Below are 22,902 nucleotides of genomic sequence, written 5' to 3'. Positions count from 1 at the left end.
CTTTGACGGTCTTTTCGCCAGAGAGTTCGCCATCCTTGGCGCACAGCAGGCAGTCGGGGGATCAATTGGTGCCGGAATGACCAAAGCCGCCAGCGCCACGCTGGCTCTCGTCGAAGGCTTCGACAACGTCGAAATGCGCCTGTACGACAGGGACCAGCACCAGTTGCGCGATGCGCTCGCCGATGGTGATGGTGAACGGCGTCTGGCCGCGGTTCCAGCAGGAGACCATCAGTTCGCCCTGGTAATCGGAGTCGATCAGGCCGACCAGGTTACCCAGAACGATACCGTGCTTGTGGCCCAGGCCCGAACGCGGAAGGATCAGCGCCGCCAGGCCCGGGTCGCCGATGTACACGGAAAGACCGGTAGGAATCAGCAGGGTCTGGCCTGGTTCCAGTACGGTGTCTTCCTTGAGCATGGCGCGCAGGTCGAGACCGGCCGAACCCGGTGTGGCGTACTGTGGCAGCGGGAATTCGCTGCCGATGCGTGGATCGAGAATCTTGGCTTGTAGAGCGTGCATGCAGAATTAAACCTGGTTGAGACGTTCAGCGATGAAGGCGACCAGCTGGCGGGCGATCTTGCCCTTGCTGGTCTGTGCGAAGAGTGTTTCGTGAAGCTGGCGATCGATCACGCTGCAGGCGTTTTCCTCGCTGTTGAAGCCGATGCTGGGGTTGGCCACATCGTTGGCGACAATCAGGTCGAGGTTCTTGTCCTTGAGCTTGCGCGCAGCGTAGTCGAGCAGGTGTTCGGTCTCGGCGGCAAAGCCGACGCTGAACGGGCGGTCAGGGCGCGTGGCGATGCTGGCGAGAATGTCCGGGTTACGGACCATCTGCAGCAGCAGGCCGTCACCTGTCGTAGGGTCTTTCTTGAGTTTCTGTGGCGCGACCACCTCAGGGCGGTAGTCTGCAACCGCTGCCGAGGCGATGAAAATGTCGCAGGGCATCGCGGCTTCACAGGCGGCGAGCATGTCGCGGGCGCTTACCACGTCGATACGGTTGACCCGATCAGGCGTTGGCAGGTGCACCGGGCCGCTGATCAGGGTGACCTTGGCGCCCGCTTCCACAGCGGCTTCAGCCAGTGCAAAGCCCATTTTCCCGGAGCTGTGGTTGGTGATATAGCGAACCGGGTCGATGTTTTCCTGGGTGGGGCCGGCGGTGATCACGACGTGTTTGCCGGTCAGCGATTCACGCGTGAAGCTTTCGGCGGCGCACCAGGCCAGATCGGTGGCCTCAAGCATGCGGCCGAGGCCGACATCGCCACAGGCCTGGCTGCCGGATGCCGGACCGAAGACCTTGATGTTGCGGCTTTGCAGCAGGTCGAGGTTGGCCTGGGTTGCAGGATCCCGCCACATTGCCTGGTTCATCGCGGGGGCGACGGCCACGGTGGCGTCGGTGGCCAGCACCAGGGTGGTCAACAGGTCGTCGGCAACACCCTGGGCCATGCGTGCCAACAGGTCGGCGGTGGCAGGAGCGATCAATACCAGATCGGCCCATTTGGCCAGTTCGATATGGCCCATCGCCGCTTCGGCAGCAGGGTCCAATAGGTCCATGTGCACCGGATGACCGGACAGTGCCTGCAGGGTCAGCGGGGTGATGAATTCAGCACCGCCGCGGGTCATGACGACACGCACCTGCGCACCGTGTTCCAGGAGTCGGCGAACCAGTTCGGCACTCTTGTAGGCGGCGATGCCGCCGCCGACGCCGAGAACGATGCGCTTACGATACAGCCGCTGCATAGGCTTGCCTTTTGCTCAGTGATTGCACGCGGCGACGACGCCTCCCCAGGCCGAATCGTCGCGTAAAAAAGTGCGGCTAATGTAGCACAGGGCTGAAACTCAGGAGCAGTACCGATGGACAGGGAGGTGAGGATGAGTATTCGGGAATGGCCAGTGGCGGAGCGGCCACGGGAGAAACTTTTGGAGCGAGGGGCGGGCAGCCTGTCGGACGCCGAGTTGCTTGCGGTGTTTCTGCGCACGGGTGTTGCGGGCATGAGCGCCGTTGACCTGGCCCGGCATTTGTTGAAGAAATTTGGCGGCCTACGTCACTTGCTGGAGGCCGATCAAGCCACGTTTCAGCTGGAAATCGGGCTGGGGCCGGCGAAATACACCCAGCTACAGGCGGTGATGGAGATCGGCCGGCGGCACCTTGAGCAAACCATGCAACGCGACTCGGCACTGCAAAGCCCGAGTGCGGTGCGTCGCTACCTGAAGGCCAAGCTGCGTCACGAACGGAGCGAAGTATTCGGCTGCCTGTTTCTGGATACCAAGCACCGTCCATTGGGTTTCGAAGTGCTGTTTCGCGGCTCGATTGACAGCGCCAGTGTCTACCCGAGGGAGGTCATCAAGCGCGCCCTGGCCAACAACGCGGCGGCCTTGATCCTTTGCCACAACCATCCGTCGGGCGTGAGCGAGCCCAGTCACGCCGACCTGGTGCTGACACAGCGCCTGAAGACGGCGTTAGGGCTGGTTGATGTCAGGGTGCTCGACCACCTCATCGTTGGCGATGGCGAGCCCCTGTCGATGGTCGAGCACGGCTGGTTCAGCGCGTCGAGTTGACCTTGGCGAAGTCCTGACGACCAAACGGGCTGACCTGATAGCCGTCTACCGTCTTGCGCACCAGTGCAGCGGCCGTCGGGTGCGCCAGCGGCAGCCACAGCGCCTGCTGCTGGATCAACGCCTGGGCCTGCTGGTACAGGCGGCTGCGCACGCTCTGATCGGTGGTGGTTTTGCCGGCGCTGATCAGTTGGTCCAGGCGCTGGTCGCAATAGCGCGCAAAGTTGGTACCGGACTTCACTGCCGCACAGGAAAACTGCGGGCTGAGGAAGTTGTCCGGATCGCCGTTGTCGCCTGCCCAGCCCATGAACAGCAAGTCATGCTCGCCCGCCTTGGCGCGCCGAATCAGCTCGCCCCACTCAATCACGCGGATCTCGGCCTTGATTCCGACCTTGGCCAGGTCCGCCTGCAGCAGCTGCGCGCCCAGGCTCGGATTGGGGTTGAGCAAGCTGCCTTGGGGGCGGGTCCAGATGGTGGTGCTGAAGCCATCCGCGAGGCCCGCCTTGGCCAGCAGCGCACGAGCTTTGTCCGGGTCACTGGCGTAGCCCGGCAGGTCTTTGGCAAAGCTCCAGGTGTTGGGCGGGTAGGGGCCGTTGGCGGCCACCGCGGTGTCCTCGAACACGGCTTTGAGGTAGCTGGCCTTGTCGAACGCCAGGTTGATGGCCTGGCGGACTTCAGGCCTGTCCAGCGGGGCATGCTGGCTGTTGATCGCGACGAACGCAGTCATGAAGGCTTCGGTTTTTTCCACCTTCAGCGCCGGGTCCTCGCTGGCGGCGGCAATATCCAGCGGCTTGGGTGACAGCGCGATCTGGCACTCATTGCGCTTGAGTTTCTGCAGGCGCACGTTGGCGTCCGGGGTGATGGCGAAGATCAGCGGGTCGACGCTCGGCTTGCCGTCAAAGTAGTCCGGGTTGGCCCGGTAACGGATCACGGCGTCCTTCTGGAAGCGGTTGAAGACGAAAGGCCCGGTGCCGATCGGCTGACTGTTGAGTTTTTCCGGTGTGCCCGCCTTGAGCAACTGGTCGGCGTACTCGGCGGAGTAGATCGAGGCAAAGCCCATGCTCAGGGTCGCCAGGAAGGTGGCGTCCGGGTGATCGAGGGTAAAACGTACGGTGAGCGGCTCGGGCGCCTCGATCTGCTTGATCAGGCTCGGCAGCTGCAGCGACTGGGCGTGCGGGTAGCCACTCTGGGCGATCTTGTGCCAGGAATGGGCGGGGTAAAGCATCCGCTGGAAGCTGAACAGTACGTCATCGGCGTTCATCGTGCGAGACGGTTTGAAGTAGCCGGTGCTGTGGAACTTTACCTCGGGGCGCAGCTTGAATTCATAGACCAGGCCATCAGGCGAAACCGTCCAGCTCTCGGCCAGGCTGGGCACTACCTTGCCGTTGGCGGCATCGAACTCGACCAGGCGGTTCATCAGCACGTCGGCCGAGGCATTGGTGGTGGTCAGCGAGTTGTACTGAACCACATCGAAGCCTTCGGGGCTGGCTTCAGTGCAGACACTCAACGCGGCCGCCTGCGCGAAGGCAGGGCCGAGCAAGGTGGCGAACAACAGGGGTAGAGCGGCGGCACGCATGAGGAATCCTTGGCTGATCGATGGCCCATCTGCCAGTGCAGTCTGGAAAAGTCTTACCCTAGTGCGCCGGGCCGGAAATGGCCATCTCCTTTTTTGCCATTCGTGCGACGAGCGGTCGACAGTGTGCCGAGCCAGTCGTTATGCTGCTCCGGCGTGTCGCTCAGCAATTCAAAGTGCATCTTCTGTTGTTGTGCTTTGGTCTTTCTGGTATAAAGCAGCGCTCTTTTCTAGGGGCTCGGCTTGTCGCATCTGCTGATTGAGTCGATAAGACCCTGAAGAAACACGGCGCCTAGCGCCAAAGACTGAGAGATTAAGCGGCCAACCCATGCCGGGTTGGGCATGTGGTTTTAGAGGGCTGAGGCATGTCGAGAGTCTGTCAAGTTACCGGTAAGGGTCCGGTAACCGGGAATAACATTTCCCACGCAAACAACAAAACCCGTCGTCGTTTCCTGCCGAACCTGCAGCATCATCGCTTCTGGGTCGAGTCCGAGAAGCGTTTCGTGCGTCTGCGCGTATCTGCCAAAGGCATGCGCATCATCGACAAGCGCGGCATCGATGCCGTTCTGGTCGACATTCGCCGTAACGGCGCTAAGGTCTAAGGGAGAGAATCATGCGTGAATTGATCCGTCTGGTGTCGACCGCTAATACCGGCCACTTCTACACCACCGACAAGAACAAGCGCACCACTCCGGACAAAATCGAAATCAAAAAATTCGATCCGGTTGTTCGCAAGCACGTGATCTACAAGGAAGCCAAGATCAAGTAATTGATCCGGCTGACGAAAAAAGGGCCCGTATCTCACGATACGGGCCCTTTTTTATTCGGGGTGAAAACCCCTGTAGGAGCGGATTCATCCGCGATAGGGCTCACCGCGGCCCAGAAGAATCGCGGATGAATCCGCTCCTACAGTTATTTCTGTTCGAACATCACATAGATCTTGCGGCATGGCTCCAGCACTTCCCAGGAGCCCTTGAAGCCCGCCGGGATCACGAAGCGGTCGCCAGCGCGCAGGGTTTTCGCGCCACCCTCGGCATCACGTAGCACAGAAACGCCCAGGACGATTTCGCAGTACTCGTGTTCAGTGTAATTGACGGTCCATTGGCCGATTTCGCCTTCCCAGACGCCGGCGGCAAACTGCCCGCAAGGGCTGGAATAATGGTTGTATACGGCCTGATCCGGCTCACCCTTGAGGATCTTTTCCGCGGCAGGGCGGTAGCGTTCAGCTTCGGTCAGCACCTGGGCGAAGTCGATTATCTGATCAATGCGCATGGCGTTTTCTCTTGTTTGTTTAATAAAATGAACATCAGTAGGCTTTTGGCCTGATTATGTCAAATATATTGATAATTGGGTCCCCTGTGGTTTAGGGTGGCAGGTGCCTGTGCGCGTAGCTCGCCCAGCCAGAATTTTTGACAGTGCCCTGACCCCTCGTACGGCACTGCACCTTAACAAGAGGAGGAGTTTCGTATGACCACCCTGACTCGTGCGGATTGGGAACAGCGTGCCCAACAATTAAAGATCGAAGGCCGCGCTTTCATCAATGGTGAATACACCGCCGCCGTTTCCGGCGCGACGTTCGAATGCCTCAGCCCGGTCGACGGCCGCCTGCTGGCACAGATCGCCAGCTGCGATGAAGCCGATGCCCAGCGTGCCGTGGACAATGCCCGCGCCACCTTCGCCTCCGGCGTCTGGTCGCGTCTGGCCCCGGCGAAGCGCAAAGCCACCATGATCCGCTTTGCCGCACTGCTCAAGCAGAACGTCGAGGAGCTGGCGCTGCTGGAAACCCTGGACATGGGCAAGCCGATCAATGACTCGCTGAACATCGACGTGCCGGGTGCCGCCCAGGCCCTGAGCTGGAACGGTGAAGCGATCGACAAGATCTACGACGAAGTTGCAGCGACTCCGCACGATCAGCTGGGCCTGGTGACTCGCGAGCCTGTGGGCGTAGTGGCCGCTATCGTACCGTGGAACTTCCCGCTGCTGATGGCTTGCTGGAAACTCGGCCCGGCCCTGGCCACCGGCAACTCGGTGGTGCTCAAGCCTTCGGAAAAGTCGCCGCTGACCGCCATCCGTATCGCCCAACTGGCCATCGAAGCCGGTATTCCTGCAGGCGTTCTCAACGTACTGCCAGGTTACGGCCACACTGTCGGCAAGGCCCTGGCCCTGCACATGGACGTCGACACCCTGGTGTTCACCGGTTCGACCAAGATCGCCAAGCAGTTGATGATCTATGCGGGCGAGTCGAACATGAAGCGTGTCTGGCTGGAAGCCGGTGGCAAGAGCCCGAACATCGTCTTCGCTGACGCTCCGGACTTGAGCGCCGCTGCTGAAGCGGCCGCCAGCGCCATCGCCTTCAACCAGGGCGAAGTCTGCACCGCCGGCTCGCGCCTGCTGGTCGAGCGCTCGATCAAGGACAAGTTCCTGCCGCTGGTTCTCGAGGCCCTCAAGGCCTGGAAGCCAGGTAATCCGCTGGACCCGGCCACCACCGTCGGTGCACTGGTCGACACCCAGCAGATGAACACCGTGCTGTCGTACATCGAGGCCGGTCACAGTGACGGCGCCAAGCTGCTGGTTGGCGGCAAGCGTATCCTCGAAGAAACCGGTGGTACCTACGTCGAACCGACCATTTTCGACGGCGTCAGCAATGCCATGCGCATCGCCCAGGAAGAGATCTTCGGCCCAGTGCTGTCGGTAATTACCTTCGATACCGTCGAAGAAGCGATCAACATTGCCAACGACACCCCGTACGGCCTGGCTGCCGGTGTGTGGACCGCGGACATTTCCAAGGCCCACCTGACCGCCAAAGCCCTGCGCGCCGGTAGCGTCTGGGTCAACCAGTACGACGGTGGCGACATGACCGCACCGTTTGGCGGCTTCAAGCAGTCGGGCAACGGCCGTGACAAGTCCTTGCACGCGCTGGACAAGTACACCGAGCTGAAGGCGACCTGGATCAAGCTGTAACCGCAACCGCGCGATCCATTCACAGCCGGACCTTGCTCGACGCAAGGTCCGGCTGTGTCGTTTGTGCCGAGTCACATCAGCCTGGGAGGCTGCAATGCGTTGGGGTACCTATTTCGCCGTATTGACCGCGGTGCTCAGTGTCGGCCTGGCGCTGGGTGTGAGCATGCCGCTGGTGTCCCTGCGCCTGGAAAGCTGGGGCTACGGCAGCTTCGCCATTGGCGTAATGGCAGCGATGCCGGCCATCGGCGTATTGCTCGGGGCCAGCCTGTCCAGTCGGCTTGCCGCCCGCTTCGGCACGCCGGGGCTGATGCGCCTGTGCCTGTGGGCCGGCGCACTGTCCATCGGGCTGCTGGCGTTGTTGCCCAGTTACCCGCTGTGGCTGGTGTTGCGCCTGCTGATCGGCATGATCCTGACCATTGTGTTCATCCTCGGCGAAAGCTGGATCAACCAGTTGGTGGTCGAGCAATGGCGGGGTCGGCTGGTGGCGTTGTATGGCAGCAGTTATGCCTTGAGCCAGCTGGCGGGCCCGTTGCTGCTGGGTGTACTGGGTTCGGAGGATGACTTCGGCTTCTGGGTGGGGGCGGGCTTGCTGTTGCTGGCACCGCTGGTGCTGCTGGGACGTGACGGCGCGCCCAGTGCAGAATCGTGCAGCGTTACCCTGTTCGACCTGATCGGCTTTTGCCGGCGCTTGCCGGTCATTGCCTGGGCAATTGCCCTGTTCGCCGCCTTCGAGGCGATGATTCTGACCTTGCTGCCGGTGTATTGCCTGCAGCAAGGATTCACCACCGAGATCGCCTTGTTCATGGTCAGCACCGTGGTGGTGGGGGATGCGTTGTTGCAGCTGCCTATCGGTGCATTGGCCGACCGCATGTCACGGCGCACGCTGTTTACCGCTTGTGCACTGACTTTGCTGGTGTCGAGCCTGGCGATTCCTCTGATGCTGCAAAACTGGACAATCTGGCCGTTGTGGGTGTTGTTCGGGGCCAGTGCCGGTGGGTTGTTCACCTTGTCGCTGGTACTGATCGGTGAACGCTACCGGGACGACGCGCTGGTGCGCGCCAACGCCCATGTCGCTCAGCTCTGGGGCATTGGCTGCCTGATCGGGCCGCTGGTGGCGGGGGCTGGCAGCCAATGGATCAGCGGGCATGCCTTGCCGTTGCTGATGGCGGCCGGCGCAGCCGGGCTGGTGCTGCTGGCACGACGGCCCAATGCCTTCGAGCCCGCTGCGGCCTAGAGCATCCGCTCCAGGCCAACGGCCTTGCTGATCCAGGCATTGAAGCGGCGCCAGAGGCCGCCTGGCTCGGTGGTGAGGGTATGCAGGCGGTGGTTGTCCTCGGTGATCCACACCAGCTTGCCGTCGCTCAGCTGGGGCTGATAGCTCAACGCCGGGGCCATGCCCTGGGCGGCCAGGTAACGGGTGTACTCGGCCAGCTCCGGGCTGTCCACCAGCACGCCCACTTCGGTATTCCACAGCACCGAACGCGGGTCGAAGTTGAACGAGCCGATAAACGTCTTGCGTCGGTCGAGGATGATCGCCTTGCTGTGCAGGCTGGAATCCGAGCTGCCGTGCAGGCTCAGCGTCCGGGGGCGCGGCGCGCCCGGCTGACGGCGCAGCTCGTAAAGCTGTACGCCATGCTCCAGCAGGGCCTTGCGGTAGGGCGCATAGCCACCATGGACGGCGGGTACATCGGTGGCTTCCAGCGAGTTGGTCAGCAACTTGACCGAGACACCGGCATCGGCCTGGCTGGTCAGGTAGAGCAATCCGGTCTCGCCGGGGACGAAATACGCCGATATCAGGATCAGTTCGTGCTGCACCGCATTCAGGTCCGGGAGCAGCTGGCGGGTCAGCAGCAGTTGCGGGTCGGGTTCGTCACGGGCCAGGACCTTGCTGGGCGCATCCCAGACGGCCTGGTTGTGCGCCCAGATCAGCTCGTTGCGCCAGACGCCCAGGCGTGGGTTGGTCTGGTACGCCATCAGGCGATCATAGAGGTCCTTGTGCTTGATCCGCGCCTCGGCCAGTGACGCCTCCAGGCGCTGGCGGCTGGCCTGCAGGTCGTCGGCATCGGGCTTGCGCCAGAGGAAGTCTTCGATCGGCTGGCTCAAAGCACTGTTCCAGTACTGGTCAAAGCTGTGGCCCAGCTGTTCGGCGACCGGGCCGACACCGAGGAGGTCGATGTCGGTGAAGTTCAGGTTGGGCTTGGCATCAAAGTATTCGTCACCCAGGTTGCGGCCGCCGACGATGGCCATACTGTTGTCCACCAGCCACAACTTGTTGTGCATGCGTCGGTGTTGCAGCCTGAGGTTGAACAAGCGGCCGACCGCCCGGGTTACCCCGGTGCTGCGGCCAAGCTGCAGCGGGTTGAACACGCGGATGTGGATGTTGGGGTGCGCGTTGAGCGCGCCCATCTTGTCTTCAAGATCATCGCTGTTGGTGTCATCGAGCAGGATGCGGATGCGCACGCCGCGGTCAGCCGCCTGCAACAGTTCATGAACCAGTGCGCGGGTGCTCAAACCGTCATGGACGATGTAGTACTGCAGGTCGATGCTCGACTGGGCATTGCGGATAAGCTCGGCGCGGGCGCGAAACGCTTCATTGCTGTTGGGCAGCAAGCGAAAGCCGGAGCGCCCCTCGTAACTGGCGGCCTGGCGTTGCACCGAGCGGCCAAAGGCCGAGTCGCCGGCAGGCAAGGCCTGGGTGACTTCCCGGGGCTGGCTGATACTGGCGCAGCCGCTGAGCACGAACAGCAGCGACAGTAGCAGGGGCAGCGTGCACGGGTTTCTCAAGGTGCAGGGTCCTTTACGACAGAGGTGGAAGGGCATCGACCACAAGCGGCGGCGGCACGTTACGCGTCACTGGCGGCCTCGGCCAGTAGACGAATGGCGGTTTCACCCACCTTGCGCACGGCGGCTTCGATTTCCTGTGTCGGGCGCGCGGCAAAATTCATCCGCAAGCAGTTACGGTACTTGCCCGAGGCGGAAAAAATGCTGCCCACGGCGATTTGCACACCCTGCCCAAGTAAAGCCCGGTTCAGGCGGAGGGTGTCGAAACTTTCCGGCAATTCCACCCACAGCATGAAGCCACCCTGGGGGCGGCTGGCGCGGGTGCCTGGCGGGAAGTAGCGGGTCACCCAGTCGCTCATCTGATCGCGGCTACGCTGGTACTGGCTCCGCATGCGCCGCAAGTGCGGCTGGTAGTGGCCGCCCTCGATGAAGTCGGCAATCGCCAGTTGCGGCTGGGTGGCGGTGCAGCCGGTGCTGATGTACTTCATGTGCAGCACCCGCTCCAGGTAGCGCCCCGGCGCGACCCAGCCGATGCGCAGGCCAGGGGCGAGGGTCTTGGAGAACGAACTGCAGAGCAGCACGCGGCCGTCTTCGTCGAACGACTTGATGGTGCGCGGGCGAGGGTAGGTGTAGGCCAGGTCGCCGTACACATCATCCTCGAGGATGGCCACGTCGAAGCGCTGGGCCAGGGTCAGCAGGGCCCTCTTGCGCGCCTCGGGCATGATATAGCCAAGGGGGTTGTTGCAGCTCGGGGTGATCTGGATGAGTTTGATCGGCCACTGTTCCAGCGCCAGCTCGAGGGCTTCCAGGCTGATACCGGTGAGCGGGTCGGTGGGGATCTCCAGGGCCTTCATGCCCAGCCCCTTGAGGGTTTGCATGGCGCCATGAAAGCTCGGCGAGTCGACCGCGACGATATCACCGGGCTGGCAGACCGCGCGGATGCTCGCAGACAGTGCTTCGTGGCAACCGGTGGTCACCACCAGGTCGGCCGGATCGATACTGCAGCCGGAGTCGAGCATCAGCCGGGCGATTTGTTCGCGCAGCGCCAGGGTGCCGGAAATGGTGTCGTAATAGAGCCCCGGCATGTCCTGGCGCCGGCTCAATTGCGCCAGGCTGCGCAACAGCGGCTTGAGTGTCGGGCTGTCGACATCCGGCATACCGCGGCCCAGTTGCACGACGTCCTTGTTCGGCACGCTGCGCACCAGCTCGATGACCTGCTCCCACTGCGAGATTTCAACCGGGCGCTGCGCTGGCCGGCTGATGGCGGGCAGGGCGGGGAGGCTGCGATCGATGGGCACGAAGTAGCCGGACTTCGGGCGCGGTGCGGCTAGGCCATTGTCTTCGAGCAGGCGATAGGCCTGTTGCACGGTGCTCAGGCTCACCCCGTGCTCCACGCTCAGGGCGCGCACCGAGGGCAAACGGTCGCCCGGTCGGTACAGGCCCTGCTCGATGCGGGCTCCCAGCAACTCGGCAAGGTTGACGTAAAGGCTCATGGCATACTCCAGCGCAGACTTTCAGTAGCAAACCAGTACAGATGCTGAAAAAATACCGCATTCAGTCAGAAAATCAGCAATTCTGTATGGAAATAATACACCGCTTTTGAATCTGTAATGGTTTCTCTCATTCGCGCATGCTTTTCCTACGGTTAGCCCACCCCGGAGGAATCAGGCAATGAGCGGTATGAGCGATGTGCGCCTTAAATTGCACGCGGAAGAACTGAGCCGGGAACGGCGTGTTCAGCTGGTTGATGTGCCGGCCGGGCTGGGCCGCTGGGGGCTGATGGCGCACCGTTGGCACAGCCGCCGCGCCCTGCTGGAGCTGACGCCCGAGCAGCTGCGCGATATCGGCCTGACGCCGGCGCAGGCCCGTGAAGAGGGGCTCAAGCCTTTCTGGCGTTCCTAGAGCAGTTCCTTGAGGCGATGCCAGAGCATGCCCAGGGCCAGCAGCGGCGAGCGCAGGTGTTTGCCGCCAGGGAAGGTCATGTGTGGGACCTGGGCGAACAGGTCGAAGCGTCCAGCCTGTTCGCCGCTGATCGCCTCGCCCAGCAGGCGGCCGGCCAGGTGCGTGGCGTTCAGGCCGTGACCAGCGTAGGCCTGGGCGTAATACACGTTGGGTTGTTCGCGCAGGCGGCCGATCTGTGGCAGGCGGTTGGCGCCGATGCCGATCATGCCGCCCCACTGATAGTCGATGCGCGTATCTGCCAGTTGCGGGAATACTTTGAGCATCTTCGGCCGCATGTAACCGGCGATGTCCTGCGGATCCCGGCCGGAGTAGTGGCAGGCACCACCGAACAGCAACCGGCGGTCGGCCGACAGGCGGAAGTAGTCGACCGTCACGCGTTGGTCGCACACCGCCATGTTCTGCGGTAGCAGCTGCCGGGCCTGGGTTTCGCTCAATGGCTCGGTGGCGATGATGTAGCTGCCGGCGGGCAGGATCTTGCCACCCAGCTGCGGGTTCAGGTTGTTCAGGTAGGCATTGCAGGCGAGCACCAAAGTGTTGGCGCGTACCGAGCCTTGGGCAGTGTGGACCCGAACTTGCGGACCGTAGTCGATGCGGGTGACCGGCGACTGTTCATACAGCCTTACCCCCAGCCGCGCCGCCACTGCCGCTTCCCCGATGGCCAGGTTCAACGGGTGCAAGTGGCCCGAGCCCATGTCAATCATGCCGCCGAGGTAACGCTGCGAGCCAATCACCGTGTGCATCTGCCCCGGCTCTACCAGGCGTAATTCGTGGCGGTAGCCCAGGCTCTGCAGTTCTTCGGCATCTTCGATGAAGCCCTGGTAGTCCCGCGGTTTGTTGGCCAGGTCGCAGTAACCCCAGGTCAGGTCGCATTCGATGGCATGACGTTCGATGCGCTCGCGGACGATCTCTACCGCCTCGAGCCCCATCAGTTTCAGCGCCCGCACACCGCTCTCACCCAGCTGTGGACGGAACTGCTCCAGACCATGACCGACCCCGCGAATCAACTGGCCGCCATTACGGCCGCTGGCGCCCCAGCCGATGCGCCGGGCCTCCAGCAGCACCACGCTGAGGCCGCGCTCGGCCAGCTCGATGGCGGTGTTCAGCCCGGAGTAGCCGCCACCCACCACGCAGACGTCGCACTGCTGCTCGCCAGCCAAGGGTGCGTAGTCCGGCTGCGGAGCACTGCTGGCGGCGTAGTAGGAGGCAGTGTGCGAAGCAGGCAGCGGGGCACCGGCGGTCATGGGGTCATCCTGATTCGGGTGTTTGGAAAAATTGACGCAGGATAAGCCGTGCTTTCACGGTGGGGCAACCATGAGGCAAAATTGGTCTTTCCCTGTTTCAGCCAAGGCCGCCATGAGTTGCAACCAGCACAAGATCCGCTTCCTGCGTGAGCAGATCCCGTCCTTCGAATGCGTGCCCGGCTGTCACGATTGCTGCGGGCCGGTGACCACCTCGTCGCAAGAGATGGCGCGCCTGCCGCGCAAGAGCGCGGCCGAGCAAGAGGCGGCCCTGGCCGAGCTCAACTGCGTGCACCTGGGCCCCAATGGTTGCACCGTGTACGAGGAGCGGCCGCTGATCTGCCGGTTGTTCGGCACCACGCCGCGCCTGCCATGCCCCAATGGTCGCGGCCCGGCCGAGATGATCGACCCGCAGGCCGAGAAGCTGGTGCACGCGTACATCGCCAGCTCCCGCCAGGTGCTGGTCTGAAGCTCAGTCCGGAATCGGCAGGTTAAGGCTTTCCTTGACCTCTTCCATAACGATGTAACTCTTCGATTCACGCACGTGCGGCAGCTTGAGCAGGATGTCGCCCAGCAGCTTGCGGTAGGAGGCCATCTCCGAAATCCGCGCCTTCACCAGATAGTCGAAATCGCCCGACACCAGGTGGCATTCCAATACGTGGGGCAGCTTCAGCACCGCGCGGCGAAACTCCTCGAAGGTGTCCCCCGACTTGTAGTCCAGGCTGATCTCGACGAACACCAGCAGGCTGCCCTTGAGGTGCTGCGGGTTGAGCCGGGCGTTGTAGCCCATGATGATGCCCTCGCGCTCCAGGCGCCGCACCCGCTCGGTGCAGGGCGTGGTCGACAACCCGACTTTCTCGCCCAGCTCGGTAAACGAGATACGCCCATCTGCCTGCAGGATCCGCAGGATATTGCGGTCGATCTTGTCCAGTTCGCGTTTGCTTTGATGCTGGGTTCTCATAGTGGATGCCCCTCCGTAAAAGCCTGCTTTGCCGAGAATTGTCGCCAAATATAGGCTTTTATATAGTGAAATGCACTGGTCATACATTCCTATACTGCGCGCATCTATGCCATTAACAACAAATGTCAGCGGTACGCTGCGTCGAGGGTAATCAACATGCGAGTTCTGGTACTTGGTAGCGGTGTGATCGGAACCGCCAGTGCCTACTATCTGGCACGGCAGGGTTTTGAAGTCGTCGTGGTCGACCGCCAACCGGCCGTTGCCATGGAAACCAGTTTTGCCAACGCCGGCCAGGTCTCGCCGGGTTACGCTTCGCCCTGGGCTGCCCCTGGTGTGCCGCTCAAGGCCATCAAGTGGCTGCTCGAGCGCCACGCGCCGTTGGCCATCAAAGCCACCGCCGACATCGACCAGTACCTGTGGATGGCGCAAATGCTGCGCAACTGCACCGCGAACCGTTATGCGGTGAACAAGGAGCGCATGGTCCGTCTGTCCGAGTACAGCCGTGACTGCCTCGACGAACTGCGCGCCGAAACCGGTATCGCCTACGAAGGCCGGACCCTGGGGACCACCCAGCTGTTCCGCACCCAGGCGCAACTGGACAGTGCCGCCAAGGACATCGCGGTACTGGAACAGTCCGGTGTGCCGTACGAAGTGCTCGACCGTGAAGGCATTGCCCGCGTCGAACCGGCCCTGGCCAACGTCACCGACATCCTCGCCGGCGCCCTGCGTCTGCCCAACGACCAGACCGGTGACTGCCAGATGTTCACGACACGCCTGGCGGAGATGGCGATCAAACTCGGTGTCGAGTTCCGCTTCGGTCAGGACATTCAGCGCCTGGACTACGCCGGTGACCGCATCAACGGCGTATGGATCGACGGCAAGCTGGAAACCGCCGACCGTTACGTGCTGGCCCTGGGCAGCTATTCGCCACAGCTGCTCAAACCGCTGGGCATCAAGGCTCCGGTCTATCCGCTCAAAGGTTACTCGCTGACCGTGCCGATCACCGACCCGGCCATGGCCCCGACCTCGACCATTCTGGACGAGACCTACAAGGTCGCGATTACCCGTTTCGACAACCGTATCCGGGTTGGCGGCATGGCTGAAATCGCCGGTTTTGACCTGTCGCTCAATCCGCGTCGACGCGAAACGCTGGAGATGATCGTCAACGATCTTTATCCTCGCGGCGGTGACCTGAGCCAGGCCAGTTTCTGGACCGGCCTGCGTCCGACCACCCCGGACGGCACGCCGATCGTAGGGGCAACGCCATTCCGCAACCTGTTCCTCAATACCGGTCACGGTACTTTGGGCTGGACCATGGCATGCGGTTCGGGGCGTTTGCTGGCCGATCTGATCGCGCGCAAAAAGCCGCAGATCAGCGCCGAAGGTCTCGATATCTCTCGTTACGGAAAACACCAGGAGCCTGCAAAACATGTCAGTCCAGCGCCAGCTCACCAATGAGCGCATGAGCCAGATCGTTACCCACAATGGCACCGTTTACCTGGCGGGCCAGGTGGGCGACGACATGAATGCCGGCATTGAGCAGCAAACCCGCGAAACGCTGGCCAACATCGAGCGTCTATTGGACCTGGCGGGCACCGACAAGAGCCGTTTGCTCTCGGTGACCATCTACCTCAAGGACATCGATGCGCACTTCCAGGGCATGAACAGTGTCTGGGACCAGTGGCTGCCCAAGGGCGTCGCACCGGCCCGTGCCACCGTCGAGGCCAAGCTGTGCGAGCCGGAAATCCTCGTCGAACTGTCGGTGGTGGCTGCGCTGCCGTAACCCGCAATCCCTCACCCGGTGCCGCTTGCGGCCTACATGCCGCATTCGGGCGCCGGGTTTTTTATTCTAACCAGACTGCCCAGAAGGCTGCCGTCATGCGTCCTGCCCGTGCCCTCATCGATCTGCAAGCACTGCGTCACAACTATCAACTGGCCCGCGAATTGTCCGGTGCCAAGGCCCTCGCGGTGATCAAGGCGGATGCCTATGGTCATGGCGCCGTACGTTGCGCACTGGCGCTCGAACAACAGGCCGATGGTTTTGCCGTGGCCTGCATCGAGGAAGCCCTGGAGTTGCGCGCGGCCGGGATCAAGGCCCCGGTGTTGCTGCTCGAAGGCTTTTTCGAGGCCAGCGAACTGGCGCTGATCGTCGAGCACGACCTGTGGTGTGTGGTGCATTCGCTGTGGCAACTGGAAGCAATCGAACAGACCGCGATGGCCAAGCCGATCAACGTCTGGCTCAAACTCGACTCGGGCATGCATCGGGTCGGCCTGCATCCCAAGGATTACCAGAACGCCTACCAGCGCCTGTTGGCCACCGGCAAGGTGTCGAAAATTGTGCTCATGAGCCACTTCGCCCGTGCCGACGAACTCGACAGCAGCGCCAGCAACGAGCAAGTCGCGGTGTTCCAGGCTGCCCGCCAGGGCCTTAGCGCTGAGGTCAGCCTGCGCAACTCGCCTGCTGTGCTGGGCTGGCCGCAGGTACCCAGTGACTGGGTGCGCCCCGGCATCATGCTGTACGGCGCCACCCCGTTTGAGGTGCCGCAAGCAGAAGCGGCGCGCCTGCAGCCGGTGATGACCTTGCAATCGCGGGTAATCAGCGTGCGTGAGTTGCCGAGTGGAGAGCCGGTAGGCTATGGCGCCAAGTTCATCAGCCCGCGTCCGACGCGGGTCGGTGTGGTTGCCATGGGTTATGCCGACGGTTACCCGCGCCAGGCACCGACCGGAACGCCAGTGATGGTGGCCGGAAAACGCAGCCAGATCATCGGTCGGGTATCGATGGACATGCTCTGCATCGACCTTACCGATGTGCCCGAGGCAGGCGTTGGCAGCCCGGTCGAACTGTGGGGCAAACAGGTGCTGGCGAGCGATGTGGCAATGCAGGCGGGAATGATCCCGTACCAGATTTTCTGCAACCTCAAACGCGTTCCGCTGGACTACAGCGGCGATTGAGGCGCTAAAGCGGACAGGCTGCGGGTCGAAGTGTTGTAAATACTGAACGCTGTTGCGATGATAACGTTCAATTTCGACCCCACTCGTTCGTTTTAGGAGGGCTCCAGCATTGGACGTCGGTGAACGACTGCAAGCCATACGCAAGCTCAAGGGCCTGTCCCAGCGTGAACTCGCCAAACGTGCGGGCGTCACCAATAGCACTATCTCGATGATCGAGAAGAACAGCGTCAGCCCTTCAATCAGCTCGCTGCGTAAAGTGCTGGGCGGAATTCCGATGTCCATGGTCGAGTTCTTTTCCGAAGAGCTGCAACCGGAAAACCCCACGCAGATCGTCTACAAGGCCAACGAACTGATCGATATCTCCGACGGTGCGGTGACCATGAAGCTGGTGGGCAAGGCGCACCCGAGCCGGGCCATTGCCTTTCTCAACGAGGTGTATCCACCCGGCGCCGATACCGGCGAAGAGATGCTCACCCATGATGGTGAAGAGACCGGCATCCTCCTCGAAGGTCGCCTGGAACTGGTGGTAGGTCTCGAAACTTTTATCCTCGAAGCGGGCGACAGCTACTATTTTGAAAGTACCAAGCCGCACCGTTTCCGCAATCCGTACGATGAGCCGGCTCGGCTGATCAGCGCGGCAACCCCGGCAAACTTCTGAAGAATCTGGCGCGCGGCGGATTGTCGCGGCTAAGACCCTTTAGACACTAGGGTTGTTTCGGTACGACAGGGTTCCCGTTATACTTGCGCCGCCTGCGAAACCGTGGCCGCAGGCGTGACTAGCCACCATGAGGGTGTACGCGTGAATCTAATCAAGAAAATGCTGGCCGTACCAGCAGCCGTATTGGCCCTTTGGGCAGTCAACGCACAAGCTGCAACCAACGACGACATCGCCAAGCGGCTGGAGCCGGTGGGTCAGGTGTGTGTTCAAGGTCAGGAATGCAAGGGCATGGAAGTCGCAGCCTCCGCAGGTGGCGGTGGCGCCAAGACCCCGGACGAAATCATCGCCAAGCACTGTAACGCCTGCCACGGCAGCGGTTTGCTCGGCGCACCAAAAATCGGCGACGCTGCCGCCTGGAAAGAACGTGCCGACCACCAGGGTGGTCTGGACGGTATCCTGGCCAAAGCCATCACCGGCATCAACGCCATGCCACCGAAAGGCACCTGTGCCGACTGCTCGGATGACGACCTCAAGGGCGCCATCAAGAAAATGTCCGGCCTGTAAGCCTGCCCGCTTCCAGCAAAGCCCGCCTTGTGCGGGCTTTGTCGTTTTTGGCGCTGGCCAGGGGAGCAAACCCGGAGCAAGCTCGGTCGAACCTGCAAGGATGACCAGGAGACGCCCATGACGCAGCATTGCTCGATCGAGAAGGCCGTAGATGAAGTGCTGGCACGCTTACCGGCGCATATCCACCTGGGTCTGCCGCTGGGGCTGGGCAAGCCCAATGCCTTCGTCAATGCGCTGTACGAGCGGGTCAGGGCGTTACCGGAGCGGCAACTGACGATCTACACCGCGCTCAGCCTCGGCCGGCCGGAACTTGGCAGTGGCTTGCAGCGGCGCTTCCTGGCGCCGTTTATCGAGCGCGTGTTTGCCGATTACGAAGAGCTCCAGTACCTCAGCGACCTGCGCCAGGATCGCTTGCCGGCCAACATCCGTGTGCAGCAGTTCTTCATGCAGCCGGGCAGTCTGTTGCACAGTGCCATGGCCCAGCAAGACTACGTCAGCAGCAACTACAGCCACGCTGCGCGGGACATCAACGCCAAAGGCCTGAACCTGGTGGCGCAGTTGCTGGCTGAAGATCCGCAGCACCCGGATCAGTTGAGCCTCAGTTGCAACCCGGACATCACCCTCGACCTGCTGCCGATGATCGAGCGGCGGCGCGCAGCCGGCGAAACCATCCTGCTGTTGGGCCAGGTGCACGCCGAATTGCCCTACATGCCGGGCACGTCCGAATTGCCCCGGCACGCATTCGACCTGTTGATTGATAGCGCAGAGCAGCGGCGCCTGTTCTCGACGCCAAACATGCCGGTTACCACCCAGGACCACTTCATTGGCCTGCACGCCAGCACATTGGTGCGCGATGGCGGCACCTTGCAGATCGGCATTGGCGCCATGGGCGATGCCCTGACCGCTGCGCTACTGGCCCGAGAAACTGAAAGCGAGGCGTACCAGGCGTTGCTGGCCGACATGGATCTGCAGCCATGGGAGCAGCTGATTGCCCGTGAAGGCGGCATCGATCCCTTCGTCGACGGGCTGTATGGCTGCAGCGAAATGTTCGTCAACGGTCTGTTGGCGCTGCTCGAAGCCGGCATTATCCGGCGTCCGGTCGAGGGCGGTGTGTTGGTGCATGGTGGCTTCTTCCTGGGCCCGCAGGCGTTTTACCAGCGCTTGCGCGACATGCCGCTGGCAACCCGACAATGCATAGACATGCGCGCGATCAGTTACATCAACGAACTGTACGGCGAGGAATCGCTCAAGCGCCGGCAGCGTGTCGATGCGCGCTTTATCAACACGGTGTTCACCATGACCCTGATGGGCGCCGGTGTTGCCGATCAGCTGGAAGACGGGCGGGTGCTCAGTGGTGTAGGCGGGCAATACAACTTTGTTGCCCAGGGCCATGCACTGGAGGGCGCGCGTTCGATTTTGCTGCTGCGCAGCTGGCGCGAGTCGGGCGGTGAAGTCAGCTCCAACCTGGTGTGGAACTACGCTCACTGCACCATTCCCCGACACTTGCGTGATGTGGTGGTCACCGAGTACGGCATTGCCGACTTGCGGGGGCAGACCGATGCCGAGTGCATTCGGCGCCTGCTGGCGATCAGCGATTCACGCTTTCAGCCCGAACTGATCGAGCGTGCCCAGCAAGCCGACAAGCTGCCGGGCGGGTTTGTGCTTGAACCACGCTTTAGCGAGAACACTCCCCAGCGCTTGCAAAGCCTGCGCAGCCGGCATGCACGGTTGTTTCCGGAGTATCCACTGGGCAGTGACTTTACCGCCGAGGAGCGTGATTTGTTGCGGGCGTTGAACTGGCTCAAGAGCAAATTCAAGCTAAGCGAGGTGCTGGAACTGGGCAAGGCGACGCTGGACGCACCGGCGCCCGAGGCTTACCCACAGCAGTTGGCGCGCATGGGCCTGGCGCAGCCGCAGGGATTCAAAGAAGAGCTGTATCAGCGGCTGTTGCTGGCAGGCTTGCAGGCTACGATGGTCGCTTGAGAGTCAACCGCCAGCAAGCCGGCGCCTACATGGGCTGTAGGCGCCGGCTTGCTGGCGATGCGGCTTACTCGATGAAAGTAACCACGCCATCCTTCAGCGATTGCACCCGAGCCAGCGATTCAACGCGGTAGCCCTGGCTGTCCAGTTCGGCACGGCCGCCCTGGAATGACTTCTCGATGACGATACCCAGGCCGGCGACGGTGGCGCCGGCCTGCTTGATGATCGAGATCAGTGCCTGGGAGGCTTTGCCGTTGGCCAGGAAGTCGTCGATCACCAGCACGCGGTCGCTGCTGTTGAGGTGGCGCGGCGAGATCGCCACGGTGTTCTCGGTCTGTTTGGTGAAGGAGTACACCGAGGCGGTCAGCAGGTTCTCAGTCAGGGTCAGCGACTGGTGCTTGCGCGCGAAAATCACCGGGACACCCAGTTTCAGGCCAGTCATCACAGCCGGGGCAATGCCCGAGGCTTCGATGGTGACAATCTTGGTGATGCCGGAGTCGGCGAACCGACGGGCGAACTCGTCGCCAATCAGTTGCATCAGCGCAGGGTCGATCTGATGGTTAAGAAACGCATCGACTTTGAGAACCTGATCGGAAAGCACGATGCCTTCTTCGCGAATCTTCTGGTGCAGTGCTTCCACTGTGGTATTTCCTCGATGTAGCAAGCGTGGCCACGGCAGTACGCCGCAGCAAAGGTTGATTATCTAACGTTTAAGCATGGCGCGGATATCGGCCAGTGCATTATTGCCGCGAGCGGCCTTCACTTCGGTTGGCGCGTCGTCCAGGCCTTCCCAGGCCAGGTCATCGTCGGGCAGTTCGTCGAGGAAGCGGCTCGGCGCACAATCGATGATCTCGCCGTACTGCTTGCGCTTTGCGGCGTAAGTGAACGCCAGGGTCTGGCGTGCACGGGTGATGCCTACATAGGCAAGACGCCGTTCTTCCTCGATGGTGTCGGCCTCGATGCTGGAACGGTGTGGAAGAATCTCTTCTTCCATGCCGATGATGAACACATACGGGAATTCCAGGCCCTTGGAGGCGTGCAGGGTCATCATCTGCACGCCTTCGGCACCGTCCTCTTCTTCCTGCTGGCGCTCGAGCATGTCGCGCAACACCAGCTTGCCGATGGCGTCCTCGATGGTCATGTCGCCGTCTTCGTCCTTTTCCAGCGTGTTTTTCAACGCGTCGATCAGGAACCAGACGTTGCTCATGCGAAAATCCGCAGCCTTGTCGCTGGAGCTGTTGGTGCGGATCCAGGTCTCGTAGTCGATGTCCATGATCATGCTGCGCAGCGCGGCGATCGGGTCTTCGGTGGCCACCTGCTCGCGGACCTTGTCCATCCAGCGCTTGAAGCGCTCCAGGCGGTCGGTGAAGCGGCTGTCGAGGTGCTCGCGAAGGCCCATTTCCTCGCTGGCCGCGTACATCGAGACCTTGCGCTCGGTGGCGTAGTTGCCCAGCTTCTCCAGGGTGGTGGAGCCGATTTCCCGGCGTGGCACGTTGATTACCCGCAGGTAGGCGTTGTCGTCATCCGGGTTCACCAGCAGGCGGAAGTAGGCCATCAGGTCCTTTACTTCCTGGCGGCCGAAGAAGCTGTTGCCGCCGTTCATGCGGTACGGCACCTGATGGTGCTGCAGCTTGAGCTCCATCAGCTTGGCCTGGTAGTTGCCACGGTAGAGGATCGCGAAGTCGCTGTACGGGCGGTCGGTGCGCAGGTGCAGGCTGAGGATCTCCATGGCCACCCGCTCGCACTCGGCATCCTCGTTCTTGCAGCGGATCACGCGGATCTCGTCGCCGTGGCCCATCTCGCTCCACAACTGTTTCTCGAACGCGTGCGGGTTATTGGCGATCAGTACGTTGGCACAACGCAGGATGCGGCTGGTGGAGCGGTAGTTCTGCTCCAGCATCACCACTTTCAACGACGGGTAGTCGTCCTTGAGCAGCATCAGGTTTTCCGGACGTGCGCCCCGCCAGGCATAGATCGACTGGTCGTCGTCGCCCACCACGGTGAACTGGTTGCGCGTGCCGATCAGCATCTTCACCAGCAGGTACTGGCTGGCGTTGGTGTCCTGGTATTCGTCCACCAGCAGGTAGCGTACGCGGTTCTGCCATTTTTCGAGGATGTCCGCGTGTTCCTCGAACAGCTTGACCGGCTGCAGAATCAGGTCGTCGAAGTCCACCGCATTGAACGCCTTGAGCGTGCGCTGATAATGCGAGTAGACGATCGCGGCGGTTTGTTCCTTGGGGTTGCGCGCCTTTTCCAGCGCCTCCGGCGGCAGCACCAGGTCGTTCTTCCAGGCGCCGATCATGTTCTTGATCTCGTCGACACCGTCGTCGCCCGAGTATTCTTTCTGCATGATGTCGGTCATCAGGGCTTTGACGTCGGTCTCGTCAAAGATCGAGAACCCAGGCTTGTAGCCCAGTCGCTCATGCTCCTTGCGGATGATGTTCAGGCCCAGGTTATGGAAGGTCGACACGGTCAGGCCGCGCCCCTCGCCTTTGCGCAGCAGGGTGCCGACCCGCTCTTTCATCTCCCGTGCGGCCTTGTTGGTAAAGGTCATGGCCACGATGTACTGCGCACGAATGCCGCAGTTCTGCACCAGATGTGCGATTTTACGGGTGATAACGCTGGTTTTGCCGGAACCTGCACCGGCGAGCACCAAAAGAGGGCCGCCGACGTAGTTCACGGCTTCTTGTTGCCGGGGGTTGAGTCGGGACATGACAGAAACCG

Annotated in this window: 23 protein-coding genes; 13 read left to right on the top strand and 10 right to left on the bottom strand. The window is 62.0% G+C overall.

Features of this window, described 5'->3' with window-relative positions; all coding sequences use genetic code 11:
• Positions 1 to 61: 61 nt before the first annotated feature.
• A complete protein-coding gene (gene dut / locus DM813_RS02800; RefSeq protein ID WP_128321912.1) occupies positions 62 to 517 on the bottom strand; it encodes a dUTP diphosphatase in 456 nt (151 codons plus the stop codon).
• A 6-nt stretch (positions 518 to 523) separates the two neighbouring features.
• Positions 524 to 1,732: a bifunctional phosphopantothenoylcysteine decarboxylase/phosphopantothenate--cysteine ligase CoaBC gene (gene coaBC, locus DM813_RS02795; RefSeq protein ID WP_128321911.1), complete on the bottom strand. Its 1,209-nt coding sequence runs from the start codon at positions 1,730 to 1,732 to the stop codon at positions 524 to 526.
• 132 nt (positions 1,733 to 1,864) lie between these two features.
• Here coaBC and radC point away from each other — a divergent pair, with 132 nt between their 5' ends.
• The gene (gene radC, locus DM813_RS02790) at positions 1,865 to 2,551 is read left to right on the top strand and encodes a RadC family protein (RefSeq protein ID WP_128321910.1); all 687 of its coding nucleotides are present in this window, start codon (positions 1,865 to 1,867) and stop codon (positions 2,549 to 2,551) included.
• Here radC and DM813_RS02785 read toward each other — a convergent pair.
• Complete coding sequence (locus tag DM813_RS02785; RefSeq protein ID WP_128321909.1) at positions 2,535 to 4,124, bottom strand: ABC transporter substrate-binding protein; 1,590 nt, start codon at positions 4,122 to 4,124, stop codon at positions 2,535 to 2,537. The genes radC and DM813_RS02785 overlap by 17 nt on opposite strands.
• Before the next feature lie 362 nt (positions 4,125 to 4,486).
• Here DM813_RS02785 and rpmB point away from each other — a divergent pair, with 362 nt between their 5' ends.
• Both rpmB and rpmG read left to right on the top strand, forming a co-directional pair.
• Positions 4,487 to 4,723: a 50S ribosomal protein L28 gene (gene rpmB / locus DM813_RS02780; protein WP_010225868.1), complete on the top strand. Its 237-nt coding sequence runs from the start codon at positions 4,487 to 4,489 to the stop codon at positions 4,721 to 4,723.
• 11 nt (positions 4,724 to 4,734) lie between these two features.
• The gene (gene rpmG / locus DM813_RS02775; RefSeq protein ID WP_010225867.1) at positions 4,735 to 4,890 is read left to right on the top strand and encodes a 50S ribosomal protein L33; all 156 of its coding nucleotides are present in this window, start codon (positions 4,735 to 4,737) and stop codon (positions 4,888 to 4,890) included.
• 143 nt (positions 4,891 to 5,033) lie between these two features.
• Here rpmG and DM813_RS02770 read toward each other — a convergent pair whose 3' ends face one another.
• Entirely contained in the window at positions 5,034 to 5,393 is a 360-nt protein-coding gene (locus DM813_RS02770; RefSeq protein WP_128321908.1) for a cupin domain-containing protein, read from the bottom strand.
• 195 nt (positions 5,394 to 5,588) lie between these two features.
• Here DM813_RS02770 and DM813_RS02765 point away from each other — a divergent pair, with 195 nt between their 5' ends.
• Positions 5,589 to 7,082 (top strand): aldehyde dehydrogenase, encoded by a 1,494-nt coding sequence (locus DM813_RS02765; protein WP_128321907.1) that lies wholly within the window; start codon positions 5,589 to 5,591, stop codon positions 7,080 to 7,082.
• A 94-nt stretch (positions 7,083 to 7,176) separates the two neighbouring features.
• A complete protein-coding gene (locus tag DM813_RS02760) occupies positions 7,177 to 8,316 on the top strand; it encodes an MFS transporter (RefSeq protein ID WP_128321906.1) in 1,140 nt (379 codons plus the stop codon).
• On the opposite strand, the gene DM813_RS02755 is transcribed toward DM813_RS02760, so the two are convergent.
• Both DM813_RS02755 and DM813_RS02750 read right to left on the bottom strand, forming a co-directional pair.
• Positions 8,313 to 9,866 carry a phospholipase D family protein gene (locus tag DM813_RS02755; RefSeq protein WP_241653120.1) on the bottom strand — a complete coding sequence of 518 codons (1,554 nt, stop codon included), beginning with the start codon at positions 9,864 to 9,866 and terminating at the stop codon, positions 8,313 to 8,315. The two genes, DM813_RS02760 and DM813_RS02755, sit on opposite strands and share 4 nt — an antisense overlap.
• A 59-nt stretch (positions 9,867 to 9,925) precedes the next feature.
• Positions 9,926 to 11,356: a PLP-dependent aminotransferase family protein gene (locus DM813_RS02750; RefSeq protein ID WP_128321904.1), complete on the bottom strand. Its 1,431-nt coding sequence runs from the start codon at positions 11,354 to 11,356 to the stop codon at positions 9,926 to 9,928.
• A gap of 178 nt (positions 11,357 to 11,534) precedes the next feature.
• Between DM813_RS02750 and DM813_RS02745 the strand changes: the two genes are divergently transcribed.
• A complete protein-coding gene (locus DM813_RS02745; protein WP_128321903.1) occupies positions 11,535 to 11,765 on the top strand; it encodes a DUF1127 domain-containing protein in 231 nt (76 codons plus the stop codon).
• Here the strand turns inward: DM813_RS02745 and DM813_RS02740 are convergent.
• Positions 11,762 to 13,066 (bottom strand): NAD(P)/FAD-dependent oxidoreductase, encoded by a 1,305-nt coding sequence (locus DM813_RS02740; RefSeq protein WP_128321902.1) that lies wholly within the window; start codon positions 13,064 to 13,066, stop codon positions 11,762 to 11,764. The two genes, DM813_RS02745 and DM813_RS02740, sit on opposite strands and share 4 nt — an antisense overlap.
• A gap of 112 nt (positions 13,067 to 13,178) precedes the next feature.
• Between DM813_RS02740 and DM813_RS02735 the strand changes: the two genes are divergently transcribed.
• The gene (locus DM813_RS02735; protein WP_128322141.1) at positions 13,179 to 13,532 is read left to right on the top strand and encodes a YkgJ family cysteine cluster protein; all 354 of its coding nucleotides are present in this window, start codon (positions 13,179 to 13,181) and stop codon (positions 13,530 to 13,532) included.
• A 3-nt stretch (positions 13,533 to 13,535) separates the two neighbouring features.
• On the opposite strand, the gene dadR is transcribed toward DM813_RS02735, so the two are convergent.
• Positions 13,536 to 14,024, bottom strand: a complete 489-nt coding sequence (gene dadR, locus DM813_RS02730) for a transcriptional regulator DadR (protein WP_008366790.1) — start codon at positions 14,022 to 14,024, stop codon at positions 13,536 to 13,538.
• A 156-nt stretch (positions 14,025 to 14,180) separates the two neighbouring features.
• Between dadR and dadA the strand changes: the two genes are divergently transcribed.
• The 6 genes from dadA to DM813_RS02700 all read left to right on the top strand — a co-directional run bounded on the left by dadA (position 14,181) and on the right by DM813_RS02700 (position 20,181).
• A complete protein-coding gene (gene dadA / locus DM813_RS02725; protein WP_128321901.1) occupies positions 14,181 to 15,482 on the top strand; it encodes a D-amino acid dehydrogenase in 1,302 nt (433 codons plus the stop codon).
• Positions 15,454 to 15,807 (top strand): RidA family protein, encoded by a 354-nt coding sequence (locus DM813_RS02720; protein WP_128321900.1) that lies wholly within the window; start codon positions 15,454 to 15,456, stop codon positions 15,805 to 15,807. The genes dadA and DM813_RS02720 overlap by 29 nt, the downstream gene beginning before the upstream one ends.
• A gap of 95 nt (positions 15,808 to 15,902) precedes the next feature.
• Positions 15,903 to 16,976: an alanine racemase gene (gene alr / locus DM813_RS02715; RefSeq protein ID WP_128321899.1), complete on the top strand. Its 1,074-nt coding sequence runs from the start codon at positions 15,903 to 15,905 to the stop codon at positions 16,974 to 16,976.
• Positions 16,977 to 17,085: 109 nt separating this feature from the next.
• On the top strand, positions 17,086 to 17,634 hold the full coding sequence (locus DM813_RS02710) for a cupin domain-containing protein (RefSeq protein WP_128321898.1): 549 nt from the start codon (positions 17,086 to 17,088) through the stop codon (positions 17,632 to 17,634).
• Between the two features lie 141 nt (positions 17,635 to 17,775).
• Positions 17,776 to 18,198, top strand: coding sequence for a c-type cytochrome (locus tag DM813_RS02705; protein ID WP_197875438.1), 423 nt, complete (start codon positions 17,776 to 17,778; stop codon positions 18,196 to 18,198).
• Between the two features lie 117 nt (positions 18,199 to 18,315).
• Positions 18,316 to 20,181 (top strand): acetyl-CoA hydrolase/transferase C-terminal domain-containing protein, encoded by a 1,866-nt coding sequence (locus DM813_RS02700; protein WP_128321897.1) that lies wholly within the window; start codon positions 18,316 to 18,318, stop codon positions 20,179 to 20,181.
• 64 nt (positions 20,182 to 20,245) lie between these two features.
• Here DM813_RS02700 and DM813_RS02695 read toward each other — a convergent pair whose 3' ends face one another.
• Positions 20,246 to 20,818: a xanthine phosphoribosyltransferase gene (locus DM813_RS02695; protein ID WP_128321896.1), complete on the bottom strand. Its 573-nt coding sequence runs from the start codon at positions 20,816 to 20,818 to the stop codon at positions 20,246 to 20,248.
• A gap of 63 nt (positions 20,819 to 20,881) precedes the next feature.
• On the bottom strand, positions 20,882 to 22,891 hold the full coding sequence (gene rep / locus DM813_RS02690; RefSeq protein ID WP_128321895.1) for a DNA helicase Rep: 2,010 nt from the start codon (positions 22,889 to 22,891) through the stop codon (positions 20,882 to 20,884).
• Positions 22,892 to 22,902: the final 11 nt, after the last annotated feature.

Source organism: Pseudomonas alkylphenolica, from assembly GCF_004025535.1.
Taxonomy (GTDB): Bacteria; Pseudomonadota; Gammaproteobacteria; order Pseudomonadales; family Pseudomonadaceae; genus Aquipseudomonas; species Aquipseudomonas alkylphenolica_A.
Note: the sequence above shows the minus strand (reverse complement) of the source record. Positions and strands in the feature narration are given on the sequence as shown.